Below are 25,994 nucleotides of genomic sequence, written 5' to 3' on the forward strand. Positions count from 1 at the left end.
GGGGAAGGCTTTCCCCTCCTTCCTGGAACCTAAAACCTAATACCTAAAAAGGAGAAAACGATGTCAAGAGTGTACAACTTTAGCGCAGGTCCTAGCTGCCTGCCGGAAGAAGTTCTGAACGAATGTGCAAAAGAAATGCTGGATTACAATGGAACAGGCCAGTCGGTAATGGAAATGAGCCACCGTTCAAAGGCTTATGAACCGATTATTGAAGATGCTGAGGCTATGGTTCGCAAGCTGATGAAGGTGCCTGACAACTACAAGGTTCTTTTTGTTCAGGGCGGCGGTTCTACACAGTTCGCTATGGTTGCAGAAAATCTTGGCATTAAGCATAAAAAGGCTGCTTACATCGAAACTGGAGTTTGGGCAAAGAAAGCTGCAGCAGAAGCTAAAAAACTTGGAATTGAAGTTGATGTAATCGCATCAAGCAAGGACAAGAACTATTCTTATATTCCACGCGTTGAAAAAATCAGCGGTGACTACGACTACGCTTACATCTGTTTTAACAACACAATCATGGGAACTCACTACGAGTACATTCCTGACACAGGAGATATTCCTCTAGTAGCTGATATTTCTTCCTGCGTTTTGAGCGAGCCTCTGGACGTAACAAAATTCGGTCTGCTTTTTGCAGGCGCTCAGAAAAACCTTGCTCCAGCCGGTGTTACTCTTGTAATCATCCGTGAAGATTTGATTCCGGAACCTGAAAACTGCCTGCCTGGCACTCCAACCATGCTTGCTTACAAGACTCACGCTGACAACGGTTCTATGTACAATACTCCACCTTGCTACACAATCTACGTTCTTGGAAAGGTTTTGCACTGGATTGAAGCTAACGGCGGTGCTGAAGGTATGCTTAAACGCAACAAGGAAAAGGCAGATTACCTTTACAACTACCTGGACAGCAACGAAGGAAACTTCTACCACGCAACAGCTCAGACTGGAAGCCGCTCTTTGATGAACGTTCCTTTCCTTACAAAATACTCTGACCACGCCGCAGATGATGAAGCCGCTGCCGCAAAAGAAAAGGAAATCAACGACAAGTTTGTTAAGGCTGCAAGTGCCGCTGGTCTTGTAAACCTTAAAGGTCACCGCCTTGTTGGTGGTATGCGCGCTTCTATCTACAATGCAATGACACTTGACGGTGTAAAGGCATTGGTTGACTTTATGAAGAAATTCGCAGAAGAAAATAAATAAAAATAGCCGCAGATAAACACAGATAAGACACAGATAAAAAAAAATATCTGTGAAAATCTGTGTCCCATCTGTGGCTAATAAATTAAGGAAACTATTATGTTTAAGATTCAGACTTTAAATAAAATTGCGGCAGTTGGTCTTAACCAGCTGGAAAGAGACGTTTACGAAATCGCATCTGACATCAATAATCCGGATGCAATTCTTGTTCGCTCGGCTGACATGCACTCTATGGAAATTTCTGACAGCGTAAAGGCAGTTGCACGCGCAGGGGCTGGAACAAACAATATCCCAATTCCTGAACTTACAGAAAAGGGCGTTGTTGTATTCAACACTCCTGGTGCTAATGCAAACGCCGTAAAAGAGCTTGTAATCCTCGGTCTTTTGCTTGCAAGCCGTCCAGCTATCAGCGCTAACGCATGGGCAAAGGGACTTACAGGAAAAGGTGATGAAATCCCTGATCTTGCTGAAAAAGGAAAATCACAGTTTGTTGGTCCTGAGCTTAAGGGCAAAACACTTGGTGTAATCGGTCTTGGTGCAATTGGTGCTATGGTTGCTAACCTTGCGCTTAAATTCGGAATGGAAGTTATCGGTTATGATCCTTTCCTTTCTGTAAAAGCTGCTTTGAGCCTTGATCACAATGTAAAAATCGCTGAAACACTGGATACTGTATTTGCAAAATCTGACTACATCACCATCCATGTTCCTCAGACAAATGATACAAAGGGCATGATTAATGCTACTACAATCAAGACTATGAAGGACGGTGTCCGCATTTTAAACATTGCCCGCGGCGGTCTTGTAAACAATGCTGATATTCTTGCCGCTTTGGACAGCGGAAAAGTTGCAGCATTCGTAAGCGACTTCTGTGCAGAAGAGCTTTTGAATCATCCAAAGGTAATCTGTCTGCCACACCTTGGCGCTTCTACTCCAGAGGCAGAAGACAACTGTGCCGTTATGGCAGCAGCTCAGCTTAAGGACTTCCTTGAGTTCGGAAATATCGTAAACTCTGTAAACTTCCCTAAGACTGTTACAGACAACCCTATTCCACAGGGCGGAACTCGTCTTTGTATCAGCCATAAAAACATTCCTGATACAATTTCTAAGTTCACAACAATCCTTGGTGAAGCAAAGCTCAACATTGCATCATTCATCAACCAGGCTCGCGGTGACGTTGCATACAACATCATCGACGTAGACGGAAAAGTTACAGATGACATCATCGCAAAACTCGCTGCCTGCGACACTGTAAACCGCGTAAGACCAATCTTCGCAGACCAGACTGTTCATCACGAAGCTACGAGTGATGATGATTAAAATCGAAGAACCGTTAAAAAACGAGCTGCGACAGCGGGTCGTTTTAGGTTCATCGATAGAAGATCTCGGTGCGAGACTAGCGAGCTCCGTTCTATAAAATTAAAGGCTGCCCTAAAACTCAGGCAGCCTCTTTCATTTTAAACCTTAAACATACTTATCTGCGAGTTGATTCCTTCAATCGCGTCGCGCACTTCGGAAGAGTTCTTGGCAAGAACTGAACCGCTTTCACCAATCTGGTGGGCGCCGCCTGAAATCTCTTCAACGCCAACCTTCATGCTTTCTGTTGACGTTCTCAGCTTCTGCATTTCACCAAGAATAAGTTCATTTCGGCCTGCAATATCCTTTGAAGCGTTACGAACTTCGCCGGTACTGTCATTCATGCCGCGCAGGGCATTGCTTATCTGCATGGAACCTTCGTTCTGCTCCTGCATTGCATTTTTAATATGAGTTACAAGCTGCTCTGTTTCTGTAATCTTTTCAGATACGACAGAGAAGGCTTCACTAGCCTCTGTAGAAGCAACTACTACGCTGGAAATTGAATCCTTAATATTATTAAGCTGCTGTCCGATTGTCTTAGACTGAGCGCTTGAAGTTTCAGAAAGCTTACGGATTTCATCAGCAACAACCGCAAAGCCTTTTCCTGCCTCTCCCGCATGAGCCGCTTCAATAGCCGCATTCATTGCAAGAAGGTTTGTCTGGCTGGCAATATTTGCAATCGCAATGTTTGCATCGTGAAGCATCTTACTCTGCTCTTCAATCTGCTGGATTCGGGCATTTACATCCTGCTGCTTTGTAACACCAGTGTCGGTATTTTTTGCAAGAAGGGTAAAGGAACCTGCCATCTTATCAACAGAATTGTTTACAGAGGCGATATTACCAATCATCTCTTCAACGGCGCTTGAAGCATCAGTTACGCTTGAATACTGGCGCTCAATCATGCTGTCCAGCTGGGTGATGTTTGTCGCAATTGTATCAACGGCATCTGCAGCCTGATGAACACCATTGCTCTGCTCAGTAATCTGACCGTTAATATTATCAATATTAGAAATAATCTGAGTAATTGCGCTGGCTGTACCTGCAGCATTCTGGGCAAGAGATTCACCAAGAGAATGCATGCCTTCAGCCTGAGTTTTAATGTGTGAAATTGTCGCGCGAAGTTTTTCAATCGTGCGGTTGAAATATTCACTCAGGCGGGCAATTTCATCATTGCCGGAAACCGGCAGTTTGGCGGTCAAATCACCTTCACCTTCTGAAATGTCCTTAAAGTTTTCTGTAATACGTGAAATAGGACGTACAAAAATGATTACGACTACAAGAACAAAAATAATGCAGGCAATTACAATTACGACAACGCCCATTAAAATCTGCTTAATAAGGATAACATTAAACAAACCTTCCTGCTCTTTGTGCTCAGCGGCAATTGCAATATCAATATCATCAATATAATTACCAGTACCGATTACCCACTTGTAAGGCTTGTAAGGCGCCGTATAAGAACGCTTAGGCTCCGGCTTATCACTTCCAAGCTTTGGGAATTTAAAATCTGTAAAACCGCCCGCATCTGATTTTCCACATTCAATAAAATCAGCAACCATGTGCTTGCCGTCTTCATCAGTCCAGTCAAGGCGGTTTGTACCCTCGGTAGCGGGTTTTGGCGGAAGCAGGACGTTCACACCGTCAAAAGTATCAATCCAGAAGTAGCCGTCTGTTCCGTAACGAACCCCGCGCATAATTTCCTTTACGCGAGCCTGTCGCTCTTCAAGAGAAAGTCCTTCCTTTTGATAGATTTCATCGTAAGTTTTGATTACAGTGATGGCATTCTGAACCTGCCACTGAATCTTTTCGTCGTACGCGCTGAGCATAAGTGACTGCTGCTTTTGAAGCGTATACTTTTGAAGTGACATAATAGTCCGCAAGGCAACAACGGTATAGGTAACGGCAACCGCAAGCAAAATGATTACCGAAAATCCGCCAACTTTTACCTTCAAACTTCCAAAAAAGCCGTGATTCTTAACATCAGCCATAAAACTAAGCCTCCTGATTCTGCTGCACCCTTCCCACTAACTTTTTTGCATAAAATAAATTATAACACAGAATTATTAACAGTAAAGTTTTTTAATGCTATAATGATTTCATGATTACACCAAAAAGAGCTGATTACATTTCATGGGACGAATATTTTATGGGAGTTGCAAAGCTTTCCGGCCTGCGCTCAAAAGATCCTAACACTCCGGTAGGGGCCTGCATTGTTTCGGCAGACAATAAAATCCTTTCTATGGGCTATAACGGATTCCCACGCGGCTGCAGTGATGATGAATTTCCCTGGTCACGCGAAGATGAAAATCCCCTCAATACAAAATACATTTACGTTACTCACAGCGAATTAAACGCAATTTTAAACTACAGGGGCGGAAGTCTTGAAGGTGCAAAAATCTACGTTTCACTTTTTCCCTGCAACGAATGCGCAAAGGCAATCATTCAGTGCGGAATTAAAACTGTAATCTATGATGACAATAAATACGACGGGACTCCAAGTGTAATTGCATCAAAAAAAATGTTTGATGCGGCCGGCGTAAAATATATCCACTATGAAAGCAGCGGAAGGGAAATTAAAATCACCCTGTAAAAAAGGCGGCAGAAGATGAAGCTGTTTTTGCGTTTTTTAGTAGTTTCGCTGGCGGCTGCCCTGATGGCAGTAAATATCAAGACTTTCGTTCACACTGGCGGACTGCTGCCGGGCGGATTTACGGGTATTACGCTTTTGCTTCAGGAAATTTTTATGAAATTTGCCGGCATAAAAATTCCTTTTACAGTTTTTTACTGGGGGCTCAACCTTGTTCCGGCAATAATCTGTTTTAAATATGTAGGAAAATGGTTCACACTTCTTTCTATATGGATGATTATTCTTTCGGGTATCCTTACAGACCTTATTCCAGACATTACGGTTGTGATGACTGATGATACTATCCTCTGTTCGATATTCGGCGGCCTCTTAAACGGTTTTGCCATCACACTTTGTCTTCTTGCAGGGGCAACAAGCGGCGGAACTGATTTTATTTCGATTTACGTTTCAGAAAAGACCGGAAGAAGTATCTGGAACATGATTTTGATTTTTAATGTAGCAGTTCTGGGAGTTTTCGGCCTGCTTTTCGGCTGGGAACGAGCACTTTATTCTATAGTATTTCAGTTTGCAACAACCCAGCTTTTGAATGCCCTTTACAAACGCTATCAAAAATCCACGCTTTTTATTATTTCTGACCACACTGATGAGTTGATTCACGTAATCCGCGACGTTACAGGCCACGACGCCACCCTCTTTACGGGAATCGGCTGCTATAAGGGAGCTGAAAGAAAAATGCTCTACACTGTAATTTCCAGCGATGAAGAGTTTAAGCTTGTACGTTCTATAAAAGAAGCAGACCCAGGTGCCTTTGTAAACACTCTTCAGACAAAAATGCTCAAGGGCAACTTCATCATGAAAAAACAGGATTAGCCTCAGACTAACATTTTTTTATATTTTTTCTTCACTTATACTTAAAAAGCCTTTGCATTTTCTTCTATTGTACGTTATTATTAATAAGAACATTCTAAAAAATTTATGCTAGGAGAAAAAGTATGCCAAATGTAGTTTGGTTCGTTTCTCTCCCTGTTGTTGGAATTGTTCTTGGATGGATTATTCGCTGGATTTATGCCAGATTTCAATTAACTGCTTCTGAACAAAAAGCAGAACGTGTTAAGCAGGAAGCAATTCGCGAAGCTGAAGCACAGAAAAAAGAAATTTTGTTAAATGCAAAAGATGAGCTCATTCGGGAAAGAAATCAGCAGGAAAGAGAAAATCGTGAACGCAGAGCAGATGTTCAGCGTTACGAAGCTAAAGTAAACAAGAAAGAAGAACTTCTTGATCAGCGCGCTCAGGAATTTGAAAAGGCTGAAAAAGAACTGACAGACAGAAAAGCAGCAATGACAAGACGGGAGGAGGCACTTTCTAAGCAGGAAGAGCACTATCGTCAGGAACTGGAACGCATTTCAGGTCTTTCAGCAGCAGAAGCAAAAGAACTCATTATCAAAAATCTTGAAAATGAGGCTCGTCACGACGCACAGGCTTTAATCAACAAAATTGAACAGGAAGCCCAGCTCACAGCCGAAAAAAAAGCAAAAGATGTACTCATTACAACTATTCAGCGCATTGCACCGGAAACAACTGGCGACATTACAGTTGCAACAGTTTCACTTCCAAGCGATGAAATGAAGGGACGTATCATCGGTCGTGAAGGACGCAACATCAGAACTCTGGAAACATTGACTGGTGTTGATATTATCATCGACGATACACCTGAAGCAGTTGTAATTTCATGTTTTGACCCTGTTCGCAAGGAAATTGCAAAAGAATCACTTGAACGCCTCATTTCTGACGGACGTATTCATCCGGCAAGAATTGAAGAAATCGTTCAGAAAGTTACTCATGAAGTTCAGAACAAGATTTACGAAGAAGGTGAAAAAGCCCTCTTTGATCTTGGTATCCACAACATGAATACAGACGGCATCCGCGCTCTTGGACGCCTCTACTTCCGTACAAGCTACGGACAGAACGTACTCAACCACTCTAAGGAGGTTGCAAAGGCAGCAGCAATGCTGGCAGCAGAAATCGGCGCAGACCGTGAACTTGCTAAACGCGCAGCTATCCTTCACGATATTGGTAAGGGTGCAGAAAACGACAGCGACCAGAACCATGCAGAAGTTGGTGCAGAAATTGCCCGCAAGATGGGTGAAGATGCCCGCGTAGTAAATGCAATCGGCGCTCACCATAACGATATTCCTGCAGAAACAATTGAAGCAGTTATCGTTCAGATTGCCGATGCTATTTCAGCTGCTCGTCCTGGCGCACGCCGCGAAACAATTGACAACTACGTTAAACGCCTTGAAAACCTTGAAGCAATTGCAGAAGGATTTGCAGGCGTTGAAAAGGCATATGCTATTCAGGCAGGCCGTGAGCTTCGAATCCTTGTTAATAATGAGAAGATTCCTGACAGCGATGTAAAAGACCTTGCAAGAAGCATTGCAAAGCAGATCGAAACAGATTTGCGTTACCCTGGAAGAATCAGACTTACAATGATTCGAGAAACACGTATCGTCGAATACGCTCGCTAGAGCGTATGAGATTAGCGAAGCGACTTGAGTACGCAAGATAAAAAAAAGAGGCTGTCCGCTTGGACAGCCTTCTTTATTTAACAAAACTCTTAGTAATTATTGTATGTCTGGTATGAATGTGTTTTTGGATATTCAGCGCCGGCTGTACGGATAAGGCTTTCCATCTTTTCTGTTACGTGCTTTGCAGCGATTGGTTCTGAAAGTTCCTTGTATTCTGCAATATTGATTTCTGGAAGAACCTGAATGTCATAAACATAGCGTTCTACAGGGTTGTAAGAAAAGAGCGGATCTTTTTTTCCAAGACCGTATTTATCTGTACCGCCGATAAAGAGCGGAAGAACGTTAGCATTTGAATAAAGTGCTATTCTGGCAGCCCCCTTCTTATAATTATTCTGGCCGTGACGAGGAGAACGGGTTCCTTCAGGGAAGATAATTACGTTGTTTCCCTTATCAATTGTTTCCTTGCAGAGCTTGCACAAATCATCAAATTCAGTTGTATTTGTAATATAAGCCTGCTTAATTACGCCTGCAAGAGGAGTTTTTGTAAGGCCGCCGCGAACGATACAGTTTGAATTAGGCACAAGAGACATAATGTAAACAAAATCCAGAAGTGAAGGATGATTTGCAACAATCACCTTTCCGTGAATGTTTTTGAAGTATTCCCTGTCCTGTACGATTACTTTTGAACCGCCGAAAAATGAAAGCTGGGCAAGAAAATCGCGGAAAGTACGCGAAACATAAGCTCTGGCAACTACGCCAAAATCCTTATTATGGGCATAAATGCGCAGGAAAGGAAAAACAACAATTGCAAGAACCATTGCGCCAACACCAAAATAAATCAAAAAGATTATTTTTAGAAGAACATTAAAAGAATAGGAAAAAATGTTTTTGATTTTAGGAAGCCCTTCACGGCTGTACTTTGCTTTTTCTTCAGCTGTCATAGTTTTTTTAACCTCAAAATCTAGAAATTTGCCATAATGTAGGCACAAATCATATTATCAAAATCGTGATTACCGCGCGGCAAGATTTTCCAGAACAAACCAAGTGTCGGATAATATCGCGATTTTCCATCGTGAGCAAAATTATATTCAGCAAGAAGCTTGATGCCGTTTCCCCAGGAAGAAGTAGTTCCGTTTGCTGTGTAAGTAGCAGTTTCTACAAAGTCTGTGCGGGCGCCAAGAACATAGGCAAGACCTGCGCAAAAGCCTGCAAGATTAGGGAAAACTTTTAATCCAAGTGAAAAATCATAGTTCAAATGATTTGCGTGGGCTTCTGAGCCGTGCCAGATAAAATCGCAGAGAAGGTCACTTCCCAAAAAGAAGGTTGCATTATCAGAAACATTAAAGTGAATATCTGCAAGGGTTCCGATAATTATGCGGCTCTGATCTGAAACATCATTATTCCAGTCGCGTACCTCAGGAGTTCCGTAAAAAGGAATTCCCGACATAAGCCCAATAGAAGCGCCAAAAAAGTTCTGGTAGGCAAAAACCGAGTTTGCGGCAAAAATCATGGCTAAAACAATCAAAAATCTTTTCATATTATCCTCTGTATATTACCTTAAATGTCTGAAATACAAGTTTTATATCTGGGGTAAATTCAAAACCGACAACTGCGGCTTCATCTTCAAGGGCATCCTGCTGGCGTTCCTTCCAGGCGCCAAGGTTTTCATCCTCCCCTTCCTGTCGGGCCATTTCCCAGGTAACTTCATTGAATGGAACAATTTCAACGCTTTCAAGCTCTATTACACAGCGGGGATTGTTTGCCCGGTCAACGACAATGTACAATTCCCCTGAAACAGGAAGCGGTTCCATATCTATAGAAAATGTCGGCCAGCTTGCAAAAAAGGCTGTTTTCTGTCCGCCAAGCACAAGGGCAACCTTTTCATCACCGACAAAGCCTTTAGCTTCAAAGTTCAAATCACCAGCGCATTTATCATCTTCGCTGCGGCCAGTATCACTTATAAATTTATTCCAGTATTCATCAAGTTCTGTCATAATTTTCCCTTTTTAAGCCTGATTATTTTTTGAAAGCATTATTATAAATCCGATTATAAAAAACAATGCAGGAAGGCATAGATTTAATAACGAAGAAAGCGGGATTCCAAAAAGGAAGACGCCGCATTCAGAAAGGATTCCAAGTTCAATCAAAATCCCGTAAACGGTTCCTGCATATGAACACAAAAAGCCGCAGATTATGCTCATCCAGGCAGCAGAACGCATTCTGGACAATAGAAGGATTGCAAAAAATGTTACAAGTCCGTTTACTGCAAGCTTTATTATGTAAAATAAAATTTCAGGGTTCATCATTTAATTTTCGGAATTAAAAAGCAAAAGGTGAGTTTTTAATTTGCGAAAAATTTCCTTTATCAACCTGATAAGGCACATAAGAAGTTCCCTCATAATGAGGATTGATGATGATATGGTGATCAAGGCAGTAGAGCACGAATTCATCATATTTTTCTTTCGGCACTTTGGCTGTAAGGTGACAGCCGCTACGCTCGAAATAATTATGAAGGAAAGTGTCGTAAATAAACCAGTCTTTTTCCTGGCGGATTTTTTCTTCTTCCATATAATCATAAACAGCTCGGGTAACGGCAGTCAGAAGAGGGAAAGAAAGATGTGTTTCTTCCGGCAGGAGCTTTACAGTATCTTCATCGCAGAGTTCTTCTTTTACAGAAAGGAGCCAGAAGGAATTTGTCCAGCCAAAAGGAGGAGCAATAACTACACTGTCAAAATCTGAATAATTGATTTTTGAAAATGGCTTCCAGACAATTGTTTTTTCCTTAGAAAACATAAGGCTTGCTTTGACTGCTGTCTGCTTTGAAGAGAAGGAAAAGGCACGTCGTTTAGCACCGCCCAAAAGAAGACAGAGAGATTTTTCCAGGCGGCAGTTTTTTTCGCACTTAAAACTTCCGCTTATTCCGCGCGAAAGCATATTCTTAAAATGTAAAAGCGCATTTCCCGCACGCCAGCCTAAAATTGCCCGTCCGTCCTCCAGATACATATCTGTAAGGCGAACTCCTTTTTTAGTGTATAAAAAATATCCGCGGGCACGGGTAACCTCGCCGTATCGATTAAAAATTTCCTGGGAAAGTTCTTCTACAGTCATTTTATTTTCCTATTGGTAAATCTCAGATTTTGAATGGAAACCTGAATTTATAATTATCTCTTCAATATTAGTTTTGTCAACAAGAGTCGGCTCAAGCCAGAAAACAGGAACATCTTTTTCACCGTTGTTGATTTTTTCTGAAACGCCGGGAAGTGATGCCGCATCTTTGCTTCTTCCAAGCTGAACGGCAAGCTCTGCAGCGTTTGCGGCAAGATCAGTAATCGGTTTGAAAATCGTAAAATCCTGAGTGCCTTTTAAAACATTCTGGCAGCCCGCAATATCCGCATCCTGACCGCAAATAGGCACGTGATAGTTTATTCCGTATTCACGCATTGCCTGAAGCACGCTGGAAGCAATTGCGTCGTTTCCGCAGAGAATTACTTCCGGAACTTTTTTTGACGCAAGCAGGTTCTGCATATACTGATAGGAAAGGTCGTAGTTCCAGTTATCAGTGTAAAAGACATTTTCAATATTGATATTCTGTCCCAAAAGCGCCTGTCTGAGACCAGTTGTAAGCATTGTCATATTAAAATCTTCTTTTGCGCCAAGAATACAGTGCCATCTGCGCTTTGAAGTACGTTCCATAAGCCCCCTTGCCATAAGGCGTCCAACCTCGTAGCAGTCTACGGTGATGTATAAATCTACATCGCAGTTTCTGATAAGGCGGTCGTAGCTGACAACAGAAATATTTTTTGACTTAAGATACTGAATTGATGTTGTAAGCTTGTCTGCCTCTTTTGGAACGATAACTACAACATCAACATCTTTTTCACCCAGGTAATGAATCTGGCGGTTCTGTTCATCAATATTGTTGCCGGCATTCTGAACGATAACTTCAGCGCCAAGTTCGTTTGCCTTGTTCATAAAAACATCAACGTCGCGCTGCCAGCGTTCCATTGCAAGGGTATCAATTGAAAAGCCGATTTTTATTCTGTGAGGACGACTTACGTTCTTTTCGGCGGCCTTCTGATTTAATGAGAGCTGGGGTCGCTTGGAACACGAGTTAAGACTTAAGAGAAGTGAGAAGATAAGACCTGCGTAAATCAATTTTTTAACTTTCATAATTTTCCCTTTTTCAGATTTGGATGCATAAAGTTCATCCTAATTATTTCGGAATTCCGAAGGCGAAAGTCCGAACTTATTTTTGAACAGACGGCTGAAATAATTCTGGTCGTTATAGCCGGTGAAGGCTGTAATTTCCTTGATGGAATATTTCGTCTCGCTCAAAAGCTGGCGGGCACGGTCAAGGCGCTTGTTTGTAACAAAGTTGATGATATTTTCGCTCTTTTCTTCCTTAAAAAGCTTGCTCAGATAGAAGGTGCTGACGTCGGCAACATTTGCAAGAACTTCCAGCGAAAGATCCTTGTCCAGATTTTCGTCGATGTAGCGGCAGACTTTTTCGATAGTCGGATTTTCCTTCTGACTCTTTACGTTTGAAATTGCAGAAACAAGGTCTGTAATCAGCTGATTAACAAAATCCTTGAGGGAGCCGGGATTGTCTTCAGCGGCAAAATATGAAAAGAGGTCTTCGAATTTTGAATTGGAATAGGAAGGAACCACTTCCAGAGTGATATTTTTAGCATTGATAAGAAATTCAATGAGCGAAGACTTGAGTTTTGTCTGATTCTGGCAGGACTTTTCAAGGCTCTTGAAGTACTGGTCAAAGAGGGAACGGGCACCGGCAGAATCTCCGATTTTAAGACGGCTGTAAAGCTTTTTCTGCAGCTCGGCAGTGCAGACAGTTGAATCACATTCGCCTGCAACACCTGCCACGGAAGGCATTTCCTCACCGGAAAAGGCAATGCCGCCATCGTGAGGAACCTTGCTTAAAGTCTGAAGGGAATCGTTATAAGCCGCAATGATTTTGTTCTTGTCATTTTCAATGCCGCTTACCCCCATGCGGATCCCGGTTCCGATTTTATTACACAAAATCTGATAGATGCGGCGGACTTCGGTCTTGAAAATTTCAGGATCAGAAAGCTCGGTTGGAATAGGAAAGAAAACGGCAATTCTATTGATTACAAAAGAACTTACCAGAAAGCGGTGCTGCTCGTTGAGAACTGTGCGGAGATTCATATATGTATCGTGCTGGTTGTTTTTAGTAACCCGGGGCACTTCAAGCGTAAAAAAGCTCCAGACAGGATTTTCGATGTTAAAATATTCAAGATAACTTGAAAGGTCTGTATTAACCTCGTTGCTGAAAATTACCGAATACATAAAATCGTTTTCTATCATCGGGGAAAACATGTCCATTTTGCGCTGCAGGGCAACTTCGTCAAAAATCTGTCCCCGCTTATTGTCTACGATGTTCATTGATTCCCGCACCGTCTGAATGATTACGTTTCGGTTTACAGGCTTAGTGATATATTTGTAAACGCCGAGGTTCATTGCCTCCTGGGCGTACTGAAAGCGGTCGAAGGCACTTATTATGATGATTACAGTATCGGGCTTGAGCTTGTTAATGCAGCTTACAGTATCAAGACCTGTCAGGCCCGGCATATTAATGTCCATAAAAACAATATCAATTTCTTCCTGATTGATAATCTGCAGGGCATCTGTTCCCGACTGGGCCGTAAAAAGCTTTACGTTGGAATCAAAATTCTTTGAGATGATAAATTTCAGCGAGTCGATTGCAATCTGTTCGTCATCAGTTATAAGAATATTATACATTTGCCGGTATCCTTATTATGAATTTTGTTCCCTGACCTTCATCATTCTGGGTAATATCAAAAACATCATCACGATGATAAAAGAGTTTGAGGCGCATGAATACGTTTATAAGGCCTGTTCCGTTGCTGCCTTCTTCGCGTTTAACGGCATTGGAATCAAGCGAAACAAGTATGTTCTGAAGTCCGTCCTTATCAGTTTTCTGGATGGCAGCAAAAATATCCTCTCGGATTTTCTCAGGGAAGCCCGAACCGTTATCAGAAATGGAAATCTGAATTGTCTTATCAAGCTCTTCAATTTTAAGCACTACCCTGCCGACTGAATTTTTAAGTCCGTGCTTGATGCAGTTTTCTACAAGAGGCTGGAGTGTCATCACAGGAATTTGCTGGGAAAACTGAACTTCCGGAATCTGCTTTTCAAAGACGAGGCGGTTTCCAAAACGCACGCTCATTATATATACAAAATTATCAATTAATTTAAGTTCTTCGTCAATTGAAACGCTTTTTTCCTTCTGCTGGATATTGTAGCGGAAGAAATCTGCAGTCTGCTCGATAAAGAAGCAGGTTTTGTCGGCACCTTCCATCATGGCAAGCTGGGCGCCGGTGTTCAAAGTATTAAAGAGGAAGTGAGGATTAATCTGATTTTGCAGGGCTCGCAGCTGGGCATCGGCATAAAGAGCCTGCATTTCAACTTCCTTTTCCTTGAGTTCGGCTTCGGTAACGGCCTTTTCCCAGATGGCGTCGATGTATTCGCGGATGCTGATAATCATGCGGTCAAAGGCATCGCAGATGTTTCCGATTTCGTCGTGAGTTTTGGCATAAAAAAGCGGAACATTAAAATCGCGCTGGGAAATTTTATGGGCAACGTTAGAAATCTGCTTGAGAGGCTTAACAATCTTTGTAACGGAAAAATACATTACCGAAACTATGATTGAAGAAACCATTATAAACAGAAGAAAAGAGATTTTATAAAGCGAATTGAGCTGTTCCAGGTTCTGATTGTAATTTGTCGCGTTCTGCTGTAAAAGCAGGGAACTGAGCTCGGAAAGCTGCTTCATCAGCATATTGTAGCAGGAAATGGTTTTTGCATAGTAATAGTTTACAGCATTAAAGTCGTTGGCACGGCGGGCATAAATTGCCTTTCCGCTGAATAAAAGGAAGTTCTGGGCAAACTGAGACACAAGATATTCCTTTTGCAGAACTAAATCCTGGGAAGGTCGTATCTGCATGTTTTCCATGTATTCTGAAACCTTGGTGCGGGCACTGTAATAGGTGTCGATACTGTCAAAGGTGTGGAAGTTTACGTAATTTTCTACCGCTTTTTCTGTAAGATTCAGGGAATCTGAAAAAGCGGTAAGTTCCATGTTGGATTTGTAGGCACCGCCAATCAGCCTTACAGAATGATATTCAATTCTATAAACCGAAATCAGAGTAACCATAAGAATAAAAATCGAAATGAAAATTGAGAGCATGATTCGCCAGCGGAGACTCTTGCCCTGAAAATATCGTAAAGCTCTTAAAAAAAGAAAAGGCAGGCTTCGTATCATTTTTCAGCCTTCCTTATCTGTAGTTCTGCGGTAATATAATTGTTTGAATGACGAAGGGCAAGATACTCAAAAATTTCTTTCAATGCTGAAATTCCGATTTTTTCTGGATCTACCGAAATAATTTCAGAAATTGCGTGGCGCTCAAAAAGGCTTTCAGTAATTTCACTGTTACCGACACAGATTATATCTGTGTGAATTGAAGTATAGGCAGAAAGAATCTGTGAAGCCTGAACCGCAGACATTTCATTAAGAGTGATAAAAACAACTCTGTCATTTTCTTTTAAGTTATAATTCTGAATAAGCTCCTGTTCGTGAGGAACCTGATCAACTACGTGAACTGCACGAACAGAAGTTTCCTCTTTTGAAAAAGCAGAAGAAAAAGAGTTCAAAAAGTTTGAATTCTGGCTCACACTTCCAACTTCGCCCTGCAGTAAAAAGACCTGTCCATCTTTTCCGGCAAAGGCAGTGGCTTCTTCTGCAGTTTTCTTTCCCATTTCTGAATAATTAATTCCTATGTAAGCAACCTGAGGAATCTGAGGATGATAGGTTCCGATTGTGATAAGGGGAATGGGAATTGAATCCTTTTTTGTGGGAATAACAATGTCATCAAGGTCTTCGTTCTGCGAAAAAAATGCGATAACGGCATCAGCATTGGCAAAAGAAGCGTAGTCAAAAAGTTCCTGAAGGGAAACGTTCTGGGCATAAGACTGGGGAACGTAAAGTTCTACTATTGAATTGTAATCAGAGCTGATGGATTCAGCGCCTTCAAAAACCTGTCGCAAAAAAAGCTGATTTTCGTAGTCACCGGTTACAAGAATATGATAGTTGCGGTCTTCAAGATAATTTTCGAACTCAAGGTTTCTCTGCTTGATGTAGGCGCAGAAACTGAAACAGAAAAGCACAACCGAAACAAAGGTGATGGACAGAAAGAGAACTGAAAAAAAACTGACTTTTTTTACTTTTACGGTTTTCACAATCTTACCGCTTTAATTTATGCTGAAAGTAAATTCTTTAGACTCTTTATCATAATCGGCGAAACACTTTCCGCCTTTTTCGAGTTTTCCAAAAAGAACTTCATCAACAAGAGAATCTGCAATTTTATCTTCTACCGTGCGGGCAATATTTCTGGCGCCAAATTCCTTTGAATAGCCAAGCTGAGTAAGCTGGGTAACAGCCTGGTCAGAAACAGTGAGTTCGACCTTCTTTTCCTTCATGCGGACTGCAAGCCGGGCAATTTCCTTGCGGCAGACTTTTTCTGCAACGTCCATATCCAGGTAACCGAATGGAATTACGGCATCAAGGCGGTTACGGAACTCAGGCGGGAATTCCTTATTTACGGCTTCTTTCAGGGAAGCTTCAAGGTTGTCGTTATTTTCTGAGCCGAAGCCGATTCCCTGCTTTTCAAGGTCACGGGCGCCGGCGTTACTTGTCATAATAATTATGCAGTTGCGGAAATCTGCCTTGCGTCCCTGGTTATCGGTAAGGCTTCCGTAATCAAGCACCTGAAGAAGAATATTATAAATGTCTTCGTTGGCCTTTTCGATTTCATCAAAGAGAACTACGGCCTTTGGATTTTTGCGGATGTCTTTTGTAAGCTGACCGCCTTCTTCAAAACCAACGTATCCCGGTGGAGAACCGACAAGACGGCTTACGCTGTGCTTTTCCTGATACTCACTCATATCGTAGCGCAAAAGAGGCTCATTCAGGATTTTTGCAAGAGTTCTGGCAAGTTCAGTTTTACCGCAGCCTGTAGGACCAACAAAAAGGAAGCAGGCTTCAGGCTTATCGGGATTTCGGAAACCGGCACGGGAACGCTTAACAGACCTTGCAAGGGCAAGAACTGCCTTTTCCTGACCGTAGATTTCCTTACTCATTGAAGCTTCAATCTGGCGAAGGGCATCTTTATTTTCACCCTGAACGGAATCTATAGGAAGCTTTGCAATTTTTGCAGTTACCTTGCGGATAAGGGCCGGTGTAACAAGAGGTGAAGGTGCCGGCACCTGTCGCTCAGTCATTGCAAGCTCGTCGTAACCTGAAATTGTAACGACAGTTTTATCTTTTGAAATTTTTGAGCCGCCATTAAAGCCGCCGCTTTTTGTTATGTGAAGGTAAGCGCCCGCTTCATCAATAATGTCGATTGCCTTATCCGGCAGACGGCGTTCAGGCAGATACTGAAGGGAAAGCTTTACGGCATCTTCAATTGCGGCAGGAGCGAAACGTACGTGATGATAAGCCTCATATTTTTTTACAAGGCCTTTAAGAATCTTAACGGTTTCTTCCGCTGTAGGTTCTGAAATATCGATTTTCTGAAAGCGACGGGCAAGTGCCCGGTCTTTTTCAAAGTTTTTGGCATACTCTTCAAAAGTTGTAGAACCGATGAATTTTACTTCGCCGGTTGCAAGCACAGGCTTCAAGAGATTTGCCGCATCCATCTGGGAAGAACCGTTTGAGCCGGCTCCCATAATCATATGGATTTCGTCTATAAAAAGGATAACCTTCTTTTTCTGCTTGAGTTCATCAATAATTGAATGAAGGCGCTCTTCAAAATCACCGCGGAATTTAGAGCCCGCCAGCAAAAGCCCGATATCAAGCGAATAAATAGTAAAGTCTTTAAGGTCTTCAGGAACCCGGCCCTGAACGATTCTCTGCGCCAGTCCCTGTGTCAGCGCCGTCTTACCAACGCCCGCGTCTCCGACATGCAGCGGATTATTCTTGGTTCGTCTGCAGAGCACCTGAATTGTACGTTCCAGTTCTTCTTCACGGCCGATAAGTTCATCAAAAAGGCCTTTTTTGGCAAGTTCAGTAAGGTTGGTTGCAAATCGCTCAAGGCCGCCTGTATTGTTGGACATAAATTCCGGATAGCCGTTCTGATTCTGCTGGCGGGCCCTCTGGGCATTTGCATTGCCGCCTGCCCCACCTGCGGCATCCTTAATATAAGGACGGTTTCGGCTGATATTTTCCAGAAGCTTGAGCCTGTCCACGCCGCTTGTTTTCAAAAAATAAGAGCAGTAGTTACGGCTTTCATCATACATGCTGACAAGAACGTCAGTAATATCAATTACATCACTGGCGCTTGAAACGCAGTAGAAAACCGCCTTATTCATCATATTCTGAAAACCCGCAGATTCAACCGGGCCTTTTACAAATTCAGAATTGGCTTCGTCCGAAACTACCGGCATTTTTGTATTGAGATAATCGTGAAGATGATTTTTTAAATTTTCAGAGTCTGCTCCGCTGTCTGCAAGCAGGTTAATTACAAATTCATTTCTTATGGCCGCCGCAAGCACGTGCTCGGGCGTAAAAAACTGATGATGAGACTGTTTTGCATTTAAGAGGGATTCTGACAGAATCTTTGTAAGCATAGGGCTTACCTTCATCTGGCGCACCATTCCCCTTTGTAAATCATCATTTTTTGCCATTACTCAACTTCTACCCTAAGAGGAAAGCCGTTTTTTCGCGCAATCTGTTTTGTAAGATTTGCCCGGGAAACGGCAATATCAAAAGTATATACTCCCACTACAGAAGAACCTTCCTGATGCACAGCCTGCATGAGGTTTTCTGCTTCATCGTGAGTTTTATTATAAATTGATACAAGAACGTCTACCACAAAATCCATTGTGGTAAAATCATCATTATAGAAAACTACCTTGCGTTCCGGCGGAAGTTCGATGCCAGTTTCTTCTGCAAAATCGCTTCCGGAATTTTCCATCTGACTATTATATTCGCTCATAGACATTAATATAACACAAAACAAGAAAGTAGAAAATAAAAAAATATCCATATATAATAGAAAGTATGGCAAATAAAAAATCGTTCTTTGGACTTAAATTTATATATGATGCGCCTGCAACTTTGACTTTTGCACTGGCCTGCATAATCCTTTTTGCTCTGGATTCCCTTGTTTTTAAGCAGAAACTTACATCCCTGATTTTAACTTCGCCGATTGCAGGAGGCAGCGGCGGGGCGGCAGGAAGCGCCTTGGGAGTGGCAGGGGCCGCTGCAAGCAATCTGGCTTTTTCGGCATCTAATCCGCTTTCTTATCTGCGCTTATTTTTATATGCCCTGGGTGCCGCTTCCGGTGAAATCCTTGTCTGCAATATGATTTTTGTGCTTTTGCTAGGCCCTTCAATGGAAGAACGCTACGGGACAGTGGTAATTGGAATTATGATTTTTGTTTCAGCCCTTTTTTCTGGAGTTTTGAATGCCTGCTTCTGTAAGACCCCTCTGAACGGCTGTGAAGCAATTATTTTTATGATGATTTTCTTAAATTCCTTTGTTTCCCTTTCCAAAAAGAAAATCCCCCTCAGCTTTGTTTTTGTTTTCATTCTTTTTGTATTAAGGGGAATTCTTTCGGCAGACTTTAAGGCAGACTCTTCAGCCGTAATTCAGATTATTATTAACGTTGCAGGCGGACTTTGCGGAAGCCTTTTTGCCTTCCTTACTTCGCCTAAAGCTAAGGCTGCAAAGAAAAGTGAAAAGTCGGAAGGGGGCCTTTTGAACCGGGCAGAAAGCTATCGTGAAAGCCAGAAGCCTAAAAAATCACTTTTCGGAAAGAAAAAAGAAGATGATACAGTCCAGCAGAACTACGCCGGCGATGAAACAGTTATCAGCAGCATGAGGTTTGACGATTAAGATGACAGGAAAAATTATCGTTCCGGCATTAGCTTTAGTTTTTCTCACCGCAGCATCCTGTTCACTGAAATATTCCGATACTCTGGACGTGGACGACAGCGTGCCAGAACTTTATTTTACCAAGGCAAAAATCACCCGCTATGAAAACGACCGGGTTACTGTAGAAATGGCAGCCGACAAGCTTGAACAGTACAAGGATTCCTCGGAAAGTTACGCCAGAAAGCTGACTTTTACAGTCTACGATGACGAAAATCAGGTTTCGACTGAGGGCAGCTGCGGCTATCTTTTTGCAGACACCTCAAAAGACCTTTACGAACTTTACGAAGGCATTGAACTTTACAATCATTCTGATAAGACCAACTTTTTTGCAGACATTCTCCGCTGGAATAAAAAAAACGAGCAGCTTACAAGCGGACTTAATTCAGAGGTTCGCGTTGAAAAAGAAGATACCGTGATGACGGGGACCGGATTTTCTGCAAGCGGAATCAGCAAGACTTTCACTTTTTCTGGCGGCGTAAAGGGCGAAATTGAGACTTCGGAGGCTGAAGAATGAAGAAGGCCTTGGGTATTATCATCTTATTAACGCTTCTGTCACTACCCGCAGCGGCAGAAAAAATCACATTTTCGGCAGATTCCATGAGCGGGCAGGCAGGAAACTCAAATACGACTACTACGATGAGCGGAAATGCCACAGTTTCTACAAATTCAATAGAAATAAAGGCAGACTCCCTGCAGCTTTCTGGCGAAGAATACCGCAACATTTCTGCAAACGGCAATATTTCTGGCAAGAACCTTGAAACAAATATGGAATTCAGCTGCGACGAACTGAACTACGACCGCATCACAAAAAAAATCATCCTTAAGGGAAACGTAAAGCTTGTAGATGTGGAAAACAATGTAACCTGCGGCGCTCAGATTATTGAATACGACCAGGACAAAGACATTGCAATCATGCAGATTCAAATTTCGCTTACCCAAAAAGACAATGTCTGTTCGGGCGCCTACGCCGTTTACTATAAAGAGCAGCAGCTTCTGGAAATTTCAGGTAACGCTCAGGTAAAGCAGAAGGACGACACTTTCCGAGCCCAGTTTATCACTCTTGATCTGGACACTCAGAATATTACTCTTGGCGGAAACGTAAAGGGAACTGTTACCGACACAAAGGAAAAGAAAGAAAGTGAAAGCAGCGAAGAAGAGGGAGCTGAATAATGGCAGAAAATCACACATTACGAGTTTCAAGTTTATATAAAGCTTTTGGCCGCAAGGAAGTTGTACGCGGAGTTGAATTTTCAATGCAGGTGGGAGAAGTTCTGGGACTTCTTGGCCCTAACGGAGCGGGAAAAACTACAACCTTTTACATGGTAGTAGGTTTTTACAAGCCGACAGCGGGCGAAGTTTTTCTTGATGACATGTGCATTACAAATCTTCCTATGTACAAGCGGGCCCGCCTTGGAATCGCCTATCTTCCCCAGGAACCTTCAGTTTTCAGAAAGTTTACGGTTGAAGAAAACATCTGGTCGATTCTGGAAACAAGAAAAGATTTAACAACCGGCGAAAAACGTGACCGACTTGAACGCTTAATAGACGAATTTTCAATAGGGCGAATCCGCAAGCAGAAGGCCTTTACCCTTTCGGGTGGTGAACGACGCCGAACAGAAATTGCCCGCTCGCTTGCCATGGAACCTAAATTTCTTCTGCTGGACGAGCCTTTTGCAGGAATTGACCCTATTGCCGTTGCCGACATCAAGGGAATGATTCATCTTCTGGCTGAGCGGGGAATCGGAATTTTGATTACCGACCACAACGTCCGCGATACTCTGGAAATTACAGACCGGGCCATAATCATAAACCAGGGTACAATCATTACCCAGGGCAGCAAGGATGACATTCTGAACTCTGAAATTGCAAGAGAGATTTATCTTGGAAAAGATTTCTCAATGTAGGGAAATGCGGCTTTTTCAGTTTTACCTGCCAATTTTTAAGGAGCTTCAGTCAGCATCTGCATGCCGATTTTCTGAGCAAGATTTACAACGCTGGAAAGAATTGGCTGAGTTTTCTTATTTTCCGAAAACTGACTCAAAAATTTCATGTCAATTTTCATCATGTCAAAAATCGGAGAAGCAAGTTCAAAATCCAGGCGGGAAAAATTAATTGAGGCAGGAATTACAGCCTCGTGATTTTTGATGCAGCACTCTTTATAAAATTCATCAACTTAGATTATAAACCCAGCTTAAAAGAAAGACAAAATAATTATAAGACTATGCTTAATAACACTTTTTTCCAGTAACGATTAACCTCACGCCTTGTGTTTTTTATAAATCAATTTTTCGAGGTGATTTATGAAAAGATGTATTTTTGTGATTACAGGATTTTTACTTGTTTTGGGGCTTTATGCCGTTCAGAATAAAGCGATATCAGGAAAGGCTCCAAAAGGTATGCCGCCAAAGGATTTTGCAGACGGGGAACTGCCACCGCCGCCGCCAGAAGGACTGCCGCCAGAGGAAATGCCGGGCGAATTCGGACATATTCCTGATGAAAAGGAGCCTGAACTTACTGCGACAATAATTGTAAGTGATGAAGAAAAAAAGATTTCGGAGGGAGAATACACTTGCGAAGAAGGAGATAAAAGCGTACTTCTTGCTCAGAAGGGGGCAAAAGTCAGCGTAAGTGATGCAGTTTTTGCTAAAAATGCCGGTGACACTTCCAGCGGCGGACAGAGCAATTTCTTTGGACTTAATGCGGCTGTAATTGCCAAGGGAGAAAGCAGCGTAAACCTTAAAAACGTGACTGTCACTTCTGATGCAGACGGCTCAAACGCAGTTTTTGCGACCGGTGAAGGCACTGTAATTGAGGCAGAAAACATTAAAATCCGCACAGAGCAGAATTCTTCACGAGGTCTTGATGCAACCTACGGCGGAAAAATCCTTGCAAAAAATGTTGATATTGAAACTCAGGGGGCACATTCAGCAGCCTTTGCAACCGACCGCGGGGAAGGCGACGTAATTGTAAACGGCGGAAAAGCTCTTACTAACGGAGAAGGTTCTCCTGTAATTTATTCGACCGGTAATATCTGCGTAAAAAATCTGGAAGGCCAGGCAAATGCTTCTGAAATTGCCGTTATTGAAGGAAAGAACTCAATAACAATAGAAAATTCAAAACTTTCTGGCGGCACAAAAGCAGCGGATGCAAAGCATCATAAGGAAGCGGCAAAGGCAATTATGCTTTACCAGAGTATGAGCGGGGACGCAGACCAGGGAACAAGCGTGTTTACTGCAAAGGATTCCACCCTGACAAGCAGATCTGACGGAGCTTTCTTCTATATTACAAATACCCACGGAATCATTAATCTGGAAAATACAGAGATTGAAAATCCAGGAGATGTTCTTTTGCAGGCGGAAGGAAACGAATCAGAGCGCGGCTGGGGACGCAAGGGCAAAAACGGCGGCATGGTAACTGTAAATACAAAAAATCAGCTGCTTAAGGGTGATATTTTTGCAGATGAAATCAGTTTTGTAATTTTGAACTTTGGCCAAGGAAGTGAATACACAGGGGCAATCAACAAAAAGATAAAATCAACTCACGTAAACCTGAAGCTTGATAAAAAAGCGACTGTAACTTTGACAGCAGATTCATATGTGGAAGTTTTTGAAAACGGCGATAAAAAATGCACAAATATCGTTTCAAACGGACATACACTTTATTACAATAAAAAATCTCCTGACAACAAATGGCTGAAGGGTAAGACCATTAAACTTAAGGACGGAGGAGAAATAAGAGGCATATAACAGGGGCGTTGCGGGTACTCCCGCTGGAAGGGGTAGCGGAAAACGCCGAAGGCGGTTGAAGCGAGGGGAAGGCTTTCCCCCTTCCCCTTTTTTGCGTTTGCTCATCGTTTGCAAAAATGCTATGATAAAGGTTATGGAACTTTCACATGAATTTTTAGTTGAAGACAGAGAATTTAAAGATTACGACGATTTTAAGGCTCACTGCCGATTGAAGACTATTCCCGACTTCAACTTTGCATACGACATTGTTGACCGCTACGCAAAGGACTGCCCGGGAAAACGCGCCCTTGTATGGATTGACGATAATAACGACGAAGAAACCTTCACTTTTGATGATATTTCACGCGAATCAAAACGCGCCGCTTACTGGCTGACTTCCAGGGGAATCAAAAAGGGCGACACTGTAATGCTGATTTTGCGCCGCCGCTATGAATGGTGGATTTTGATGCCGGCTCTTCACAGAATCGGTGCCATTGTAATTCCTGCTACCGACCAGCTTTTGCAGAGCGATATTGAATACCGCACAAACGCTGCCGACGTAAAGATGATTATCACCTACAACAACCCTAACATCATGGGCGAAATTGAAAAATCAATGCCTAAGTCGCCTAGCGTAAAATACCTTGTAACTGTAGGGGAGCCTCACGGCGACTGGATCAGCTTCCACGAGGAATATGAGCGATTGCCGGCAGAATTCCCTCGCCCTGTAGGTGAAGCCGCAACTCACAACGATGACCCGATGCTTCTTTACTTTACTTCGGGAACTTCGGGCTATCCTAAGATGGTTTTGCAGAATTTTGACTACCCTATCGGACACATCATCACTGCAAAATACTGGCACGGCGTTCTTGATGACGGGCTCCACCTTTCGATTGCAGAAACCGGCTGGGCAAAGGCTACCTGGGGTAAGCTTTACGGTCAGTGGATTTGCGGAACAGCTCAGTTTGTTTACGATATGAATATGTTCAAGCCTGCAAAAATGCTTGAAATGATTTCTAAATACGGCCTCACAACCTTCTGTGCGCCTCCTACCGTTTACCGCTTCCTGGTTCGTCAGGATCTGGACAAATACGATTTGAGTAAGTGCGTGCGCTTCAGTACTGCGGGTGAAGCTTTGAACGACGAAGTTTTCAACAAGTGGCTTGAAAAAACAGGAAAGAAGATTTTTGAAGGCTACGGACAGACTGAATCAACAATCATCTGCGGCAACTTTATGGAATACTCACCAATTAAGCCGGGTTCAATGGGACGCCCTAACCCGCTTTATGATGTAGCAATTCTTAATGAAAACAACAAGCCTGTTCCGACAGGAGAAGTCGGCGAACTTTGTATTCACGTTGAAGACGGACATCCTTTCGGACTCCTCGTTGGTTATTACCGCGACGTTGTTCTTACTGCAGACGCTTTTGACGGCGGCTGGTATCACACAGGCGATAACGTTTACATGGACGAAGAAGGCTATGTAATGTTCGTTGGCCGCAAGGATGATATCATTAAGACTGCCGGTTACCGCGTAAGTCCTTTTGAAGTTGAATCTATCTTGCAGAAGCACCCTGCAGTTATGGAATGTGCGGTTACAGGCGTAGATGACCCTAAACGAGGAATGGCAATCAAGGCTACAATCGTGCTTTCTCCGGGCTATGATTCAAAAGATCCTGCTGATATGGAGCGCGAGCTTTCTACCTTTGCAAAAGAAAACACAGCTATGTATAAATGTCCCCGCATCTTTGAGTTTGTAAAAGAACTTCCAAAGACAATTTCGGGAAAAATCCGCCGTGTAGAAATCCGCGAAAAAGACAAGGGTAAAGATACTCAGAACATCAAGCAGGATTTCTAGCCGTGAGCGAACGCTGCTACAAATGCTTTAAACCAGCCTCAAACTGCTTGTGCCGCTTCACAAAAGAACTGGACCCGGGCGTAAAGTTTGTTTTTTTAATGCATCCAAAAGAAGCGAAACGCAACCGAACGGGAACAGGCCAGCTTGCCCACATTTCTCTAAAAGACTCAGAAATCATACAGGGTCTGGATTTTAGCCAGAATACAAGACTTCAGGAATTACTCCACGACCCAAAATATTTTCCAATGATGATGTATCCGGGCAATGAAGCCTGGAACGCAAAAAAGGAAGGCTTTAAGGAAGCCGTAGGCGACCGTATCCCGCTGATTATAATTCTTGACGCCACCTGGTTCTGCGCCAAAAAGATGATTGATCACAATCCCTTTTTGCTGGAATATCCGAGACTCAGCTTTTCCGGTGATTACCGTTCGATTTTCACCTTCAAGCACGAACCAAAACCTGAATATATCAGCACAATCGAAAGCTGCTACTACATGATAAAGGAATTACAGACCTGCGGCCTTGCAAACGCCGAAGTAAATCCCGAGCCCCTTATGGACGTATTCAAGGAAATGATTAAGTTCCAGCTGACCGCCGAAAACGAGCGCATTATGGGACTTCGACCGAGCACCCATGATTACGATGCGAAGTATAATAAGTTGAGAATTATTCCTACATTTTAAAATGCGCAAAGCGGGTCCCAGCGACGGCGAAAATCAAGGTATCACCCCGCACTGCGGACAAATGCTTTATACCGTCG

Annotated in this window: 25 protein-coding genes; 12 read left to right on the forward strand and 13 right to left on the reverse strand. The window is 42.8% G+C overall.

Going from position 1 to position 25,994, the window contains the following annotated elements; genetic code table 11:
* Nucleotides 1-60: 60 nt before the first annotated feature.
* A complete protein-coding gene (gene serC, locus T530_RS0108630) occupies nucleotides 61-1,197 on the forward strand; it encodes a 3-phosphoserine/phosphohydroxythreonine transaminase (protein ID WP_027728663.1) in 1,137 nt (378 codons plus the stop codon).
* 96 nt (nucleotides 1,198-1,293) lie between these two features.
* A complete protein-coding gene (locus T530_RS0108635; protein ID WP_038074216.1) occupies nucleotides 1,294-2,511 on the forward strand; it encodes a 3-phosphoglycerate dehydrogenase family protein in 1,218 nt (405 codons plus the stop codon).
* A gap of 137 nt (nucleotides 2,512-2,648) precedes the next feature.
* Here the strand turns inward: T530_RS0108635 and T530_RS0108640 are convergent, their stop codons facing one another.
* Nucleotides 2,649-4,535, reverse strand: a complete 1,887-nt coding sequence (locus T530_RS0108640; RefSeq protein ID WP_027728665.1) for a methyl-accepting chemotaxis protein — start codon at nucleotides 4,533-4,535, stop codon at nucleotides 2,649-2,651.
* Nucleotides 4,536-4,645: 110 nt separating this feature from the next.
* On the opposite strand from T530_RS0108640, the gene T530_RS0108645 reads away from it, so the two are divergent.
* From T530_RS0108645 to rny, 3 genes are all read left to right on the forward strand, one after another.
* Nucleotides 4,646-5,137: a dCMP deaminase family protein gene (locus tag T530_RS0108645; RefSeq protein WP_197018261.1), complete on the forward strand. Its 492-nt coding sequence runs from the start codon at nucleotides 4,646-4,648 to the stop codon at nucleotides 5,135-5,137.
* Between the two features lie 15 nt (nucleotides 5,138-5,152).
* Nucleotides 5,153-6,004, forward strand: a complete 852-nt coding sequence (locus T530_RS0108650) for a YitT family protein (protein ID WP_027728667.1) — start codon at nucleotides 5,153-5,155, stop codon at nucleotides 6,002-6,004.
* A gap of 122 nt (nucleotides 6,005-6,126) precedes the next feature.
* Nucleotides 6,127-7,659, forward strand: coding sequence for a ribonuclease Y (gene rny, locus T530_RS0108655; RefSeq protein WP_027728668.1), 1,533 nt, complete (start codon nucleotides 6,127-6,129; stop codon nucleotides 7,657-7,659).
* Nucleotides 7,660-7,748: 89 nt separating this feature from the next.
* Here the strand turns inward: rny and T530_RS0108660 are convergent, their stop codons facing one another.
* The 11 genes from T530_RS0108660 to T530_RS0108710 are packed head-to-tail and all read right to left on the reverse strand — an operon-like array spanning nucleotide 7,749 to nucleotide 18,710.
* Nucleotides 7,749-8,600, reverse strand: coding sequence for a 1-acyl-sn-glycerol-3-phosphate acyltransferase (locus tag T530_RS0108660; protein ID WP_027728669.1), 852 nt, complete (start codon nucleotides 8,598-8,600; stop codon nucleotides 7,749-7,751).
* 20 nt (nucleotides 8,601-8,620) lie between these two features.
* The gene (locus T530_RS0108665) at nucleotides 8,621-9,196 is read right to left on the reverse strand and encodes a hypothetical protein (protein ID WP_027728670.1); all 576 of its coding nucleotides are present in this window, start codon (nucleotides 9,194-9,196) and stop codon (nucleotides 8,621-8,623) included.
* Between the two features lies 1 nt (nucleotide 9,197).
* Nucleotides 9,198-9,653 (reverse strand): ASCH domain-containing protein, encoded by a 456-nt coding sequence (locus tag T530_RS0108670; protein WP_027728671.1) that lies wholly within the window; start codon nucleotides 9,651-9,653, stop codon nucleotides 9,198-9,200.
* Between the two features lie 12 nt (nucleotides 9,654-9,665).
* Nucleotides 9,666-9,965, reverse strand: a complete 300-nt coding sequence (locus T530_RS0108675; RefSeq protein ID WP_027728672.1) for a hypothetical protein — start codon at nucleotides 9,963-9,965, stop codon at nucleotides 9,666-9,668.
* A 13-nt stretch (nucleotides 9,966-9,978) separates the two neighbouring features.
* A complete protein-coding gene (locus tag T530_RS0108680) occupies nucleotides 9,979-10,767 on the reverse strand; it encodes a hypothetical protein (protein ID WP_027728673.1) in 789 nt (262 codons plus the stop codon).
* A gap of 9 nt (nucleotides 10,768-10,776) precedes the next feature.
* Nucleotides 10,777-11,829, reverse strand: a complete 1,053-nt coding sequence (locus tag T530_RS13975; protein ID WP_051537908.1) for a sugar ABC transporter substrate-binding protein — start codon at nucleotides 11,827-11,829, stop codon at nucleotides 10,777-10,779.
* Between the two features lie 39 nt (nucleotides 11,830-11,868).
* Nucleotides 11,869-13,437 carry a response regulator gene (locus tag T530_RS0108690; protein ID WP_027728674.1) on the reverse strand — a complete coding sequence of 523 codons (1,569 nt, stop codon included), beginning with the start codon at nucleotides 13,435-13,437 and terminating at the stop codon, nucleotides 11,869-11,871.
* Complete coding sequence (locus T530_RS0108695; RefSeq protein ID WP_027728675.1) at nucleotides 13,430-14,980, reverse strand: sensor histidine kinase; 1,551 nt, start codon at nucleotides 14,978-14,980, stop codon at nucleotides 13,430-13,432. Before T530_RS0108695 ends, T530_RS0108690 begins: the two co-directional genes overlap by 8 nt.
* The gene (locus tag T530_RS0108700; protein ID WP_027728676.1) at nucleotides 14,977-15,954 is read right to left on the reverse strand and encodes a substrate-binding domain-containing protein; all 978 of its coding nucleotides are present in this window, start codon (nucleotides 15,952-15,954) and stop codon (nucleotides 14,977-14,979) included. Before T530_RS0108700 ends, T530_RS0108695 begins: the two co-directional genes overlap by 4 nt.
* Before the next feature lie 12 nt (nucleotides 15,955-15,966).
* Nucleotides 15,967-18,399 carry an AAA family ATPase gene (locus T530_RS0108705; RefSeq protein WP_051537909.1) on the reverse strand — a complete coding sequence of 811 codons (2,433 nt, stop codon included), beginning with the start codon at nucleotides 18,397-18,399 and terminating at the stop codon, nucleotides 15,967-15,969.
* A complete protein-coding gene (locus T530_RS0108710) occupies nucleotides 18,399-18,710 on the reverse strand; it encodes an ATP-dependent Clp protease adaptor ClpS (RefSeq protein ID WP_252507361.1) in 312 nt (103 codons plus the stop codon). The genes T530_RS0108705 and T530_RS0108710 overlap by 1 nt, the downstream gene beginning before the upstream one ends.
* 65 nt (nucleotides 18,711-18,775) lie before the next feature.
* Here T530_RS0108710 and T530_RS13980 point away from each other — a divergent pair, with 65 nt between their 5' ends.
* From T530_RS13980 to lptB, 4 genes are read left to right on the forward strand one after another with little or no spacing between them, the layout of a single operon-like run.
* Nucleotides 18,776-19,612, forward strand: a complete 837-nt coding sequence (locus tag T530_RS13980) for a rhomboid family intramembrane serine protease (protein ID WP_051537910.1) — start codon at nucleotides 18,776-18,778, stop codon at nucleotides 19,610-19,612.
* A 1-nt stretch (nucleotide 19,613) separates the two neighbouring features.
* Nucleotides 19,614-20,165: an LPS export ABC transporter periplasmic protein LptC gene (gene lptC, locus T530_RS0108720; RefSeq protein WP_027728679.1), complete on the forward strand. Its 552-nt coding sequence runs from the start codon at nucleotides 19,614-19,616 to the stop codon at nucleotides 20,163-20,165.
* Nucleotides 20,162-20,821 carry an LptA/OstA family protein gene (locus tag T530_RS13985; RefSeq protein ID WP_038074221.1) on the forward strand — a complete coding sequence of 220 codons (660 nt, stop codon included), beginning with the start codon at nucleotides 20,162-20,164 and terminating at the stop codon, nucleotides 20,819-20,821. The genes lptC and T530_RS13985 overlap by 4 nt, the downstream gene beginning before the upstream one ends.
* Nucleotides 20,818-21,555 (forward strand): LPS export ABC transporter ATP-binding protein, encoded by a 738-nt coding sequence (gene lptB, locus T530_RS0108730; protein ID WP_027728680.1) that lies wholly within the window; start codon nucleotides 20,818-20,820, stop codon nucleotides 21,553-21,555. Before T530_RS13985 ends, lptB begins: the two co-directional genes overlap by 4 nt.
* 35 nt (nucleotides 21,556-21,590) lie before the next feature.
* Here lptB and T530_RS15315 read toward each other — a convergent pair whose 3' ends face one another.
* Nucleotides 21,591-21,716, reverse strand: coding sequence for a hypothetical protein (locus T530_RS15315; RefSeq protein WP_256380939.1), 126 nt, complete (start codon nucleotides 21,714-21,716; stop codon nucleotides 21,591-21,593).
* 235 nt (nucleotides 21,717-21,951) lie between these two features.
* Here T530_RS15315 and T530_RS13990 point away from each other — a divergent pair, with 235 nt between their 5' ends.
* From T530_RS13990 to T530_RS0108750, 3 genes are all read left to right on the forward strand, one after another.
* The gene (locus T530_RS13990; RefSeq protein ID WP_051537911.1) at nucleotides 21,952-23,397 is read left to right on the forward strand and encodes a hypothetical protein; all 1,446 of its coding nucleotides are present in this window, start codon (nucleotides 21,952-21,954) and stop codon (nucleotides 23,395-23,397) included.
* A gap of 133 nt (nucleotides 23,398-23,530) precedes the next feature.
* Nucleotides 23,531-25,234, forward strand: a complete 1,704-nt coding sequence (locus T530_RS0108745) for an AMP-binding protein (protein ID WP_038074281.1) — start codon at nucleotides 23,531-23,533, stop codon at nucleotides 25,232-25,234.
* 2 nt (nucleotides 25,235-25,236) lie between these two features.
* A complete protein-coding gene (locus tag T530_RS0108750; protein WP_027728682.1) occupies nucleotides 25,237-25,917 on the forward strand; it encodes a tRNA-uridine aminocarboxypropyltransferase in 681 nt (226 codons plus the stop codon).
* The last annotated feature ends 77 nt before the right edge of the window (nucleotides 25,918-25,994 follow it).

Origin of the sequence: Treponema sp. C6A8 (assembly GCF_000619925.1) — a bacterium.
Taxonomy (GTDB): Bacteria; Spirochaetota; Spirochaetia; order Treponematales; family Treponemataceae; genus Treponema_D.

Excerpts from the sequence above, each read along its gene's own strand:
- serC (WP_027728663.1), top strand. The coding sequence starts at position 61 with ATGTCAAGAGTGTACAACTTTAGCGCAGGTCCTAGCTGCCTGCCGGAA.
- T530_RS0108635 (WP_038074216.1), top strand. The coding sequence starts at position 1,294 with ATGTTTAAGATTCAGACTTTAAATAAAATTGCGGCAGTTGGTCTTAAC.
- T530_RS0108640 (WP_027728665.1), bottom strand. The coding sequence starts at position 4,535 with ATGGCTGATGTTAAGAATCACGGCTTTTTTGGAAGTTTGAAGGTAAAA.
- T530_RS0108645 (WP_197018261.1), top strand. The coding sequence starts at position 4,646 with ATGATTACACCAAAAAGAGCTGATTACATTTCATGGGACGAATATTTT.
- T530_RS0108650 (WP_027728667.1), top strand. The coding sequence starts at position 5,153 with ATGAAGCTGTTTTTGCGTTTTTTAGTAGTTTCGCTGGCGGCTGCCCTG.
- rny (WP_027728668.1), top strand. The coding sequence starts at position 6,127 with ATGCCAAATGTAGTTTGGTTCGTTTCTCTCCCTGTTGTTGGAATTGTT.
- T530_RS0108660 (WP_027728669.1), bottom strand. The coding sequence starts at position 8,600 with ATGACAGCTGAAGAAAAAGCAAAGTACAGCCGTGAAGGGCTTCCTAAA.
- T530_RS0108665 (WP_027728670.1), bottom strand. The coding sequence starts at position 9,196 with ATGAAAAGATTTTTGATTGTTTTAGCCATGATTTTTGCCGCAAACTCG.
- T530_RS0108670 (WP_027728671.1), bottom strand. The coding sequence starts at position 9,653 with ATGACAGAACTTGATGAATACTGGAATAAATTTATAAGTGATACTGGC.
- T530_RS0108675 (WP_027728672.1), bottom strand. The coding sequence starts at position 9,965 with ATGATGAACCCTGAAATTTTATTTTACATAATAAAGCTTGCAGTAAAC.
- T530_RS0108680 (WP_027728673.1), bottom strand. The coding sequence starts at position 10,767 with ATGACTGTAGAAGAACTTTCCCAGGAAATTTTTAATCGATACGGCGAG.
- T530_RS13975 (WP_051537908.1), bottom strand. The coding sequence starts at position 11,829 with ATGAAAGTTAAAAAATTGATTTACGCAGGTCTTATCTTCTCACTTCTC.
- T530_RS0108690 (WP_027728674.1), bottom strand. The coding sequence starts at position 13,437 with ATGTATAATATTCTTATAACTGATGACGAACAGATTGCAATCGACTCG.
- T530_RS0108695 (WP_027728675.1), bottom strand. The coding sequence starts at position 14,980 with ATGATACGAAGCCTGCCTTTTCTTTTTTTAAGAGCTTTACGATATTTT.
- T530_RS0108705 (WP_051537909.1), bottom strand. The coding sequence starts at position 18,399 with ATGGCAAAAAATGATGATTTACAAAGGGGAATGGTGCGCCAGATGAAG.
- T530_RS0108710 (WP_252507361.1), bottom strand. The coding sequence starts at position 18,710 with ATGAGCGAATATAATAGTCAGATGGAAAATTCCGGAAGCGATTTTGCA.
- T530_RS13980 (WP_051537910.1), top strand. The coding sequence starts at position 18,776 with ATGGCAAATAAAAAATCGTTCTTTGGACTTAAATTTATATATGATGCG.
- lptC (WP_027728679.1), top strand. The coding sequence starts at position 19,614 with ATGACAGGAAAAATTATCGTTCCGGCATTAGCTTTAGTTTTTCTCACC.
- T530_RS13985 (WP_038074221.1), top strand. The coding sequence starts at position 20,162 with ATGAAGAAGGCCTTGGGTATTATCATCTTATTAACGCTTCTGTCACTA.
- T530_RS15315 (WP_256380939.1), bottom strand. The coding sequence starts at position 21,716 with ATGATGAAAATTGACATGAAATTTTTGAGTCAGTTTTCGGAAAATAAG.
- T530_RS13990 (WP_051537911.1), top strand. The coding sequence starts at position 21,952 with ATGAAAAGATGTATTTTTGTGATTACAGGATTTTTACTTGTTTTGGGG.
- T530_RS0108745 (WP_038074281.1), top strand. The coding sequence starts at position 23,531 with ATGGAACTTTCACATGAATTTTTAGTTGAAGACAGAGAATTTAAAGAT.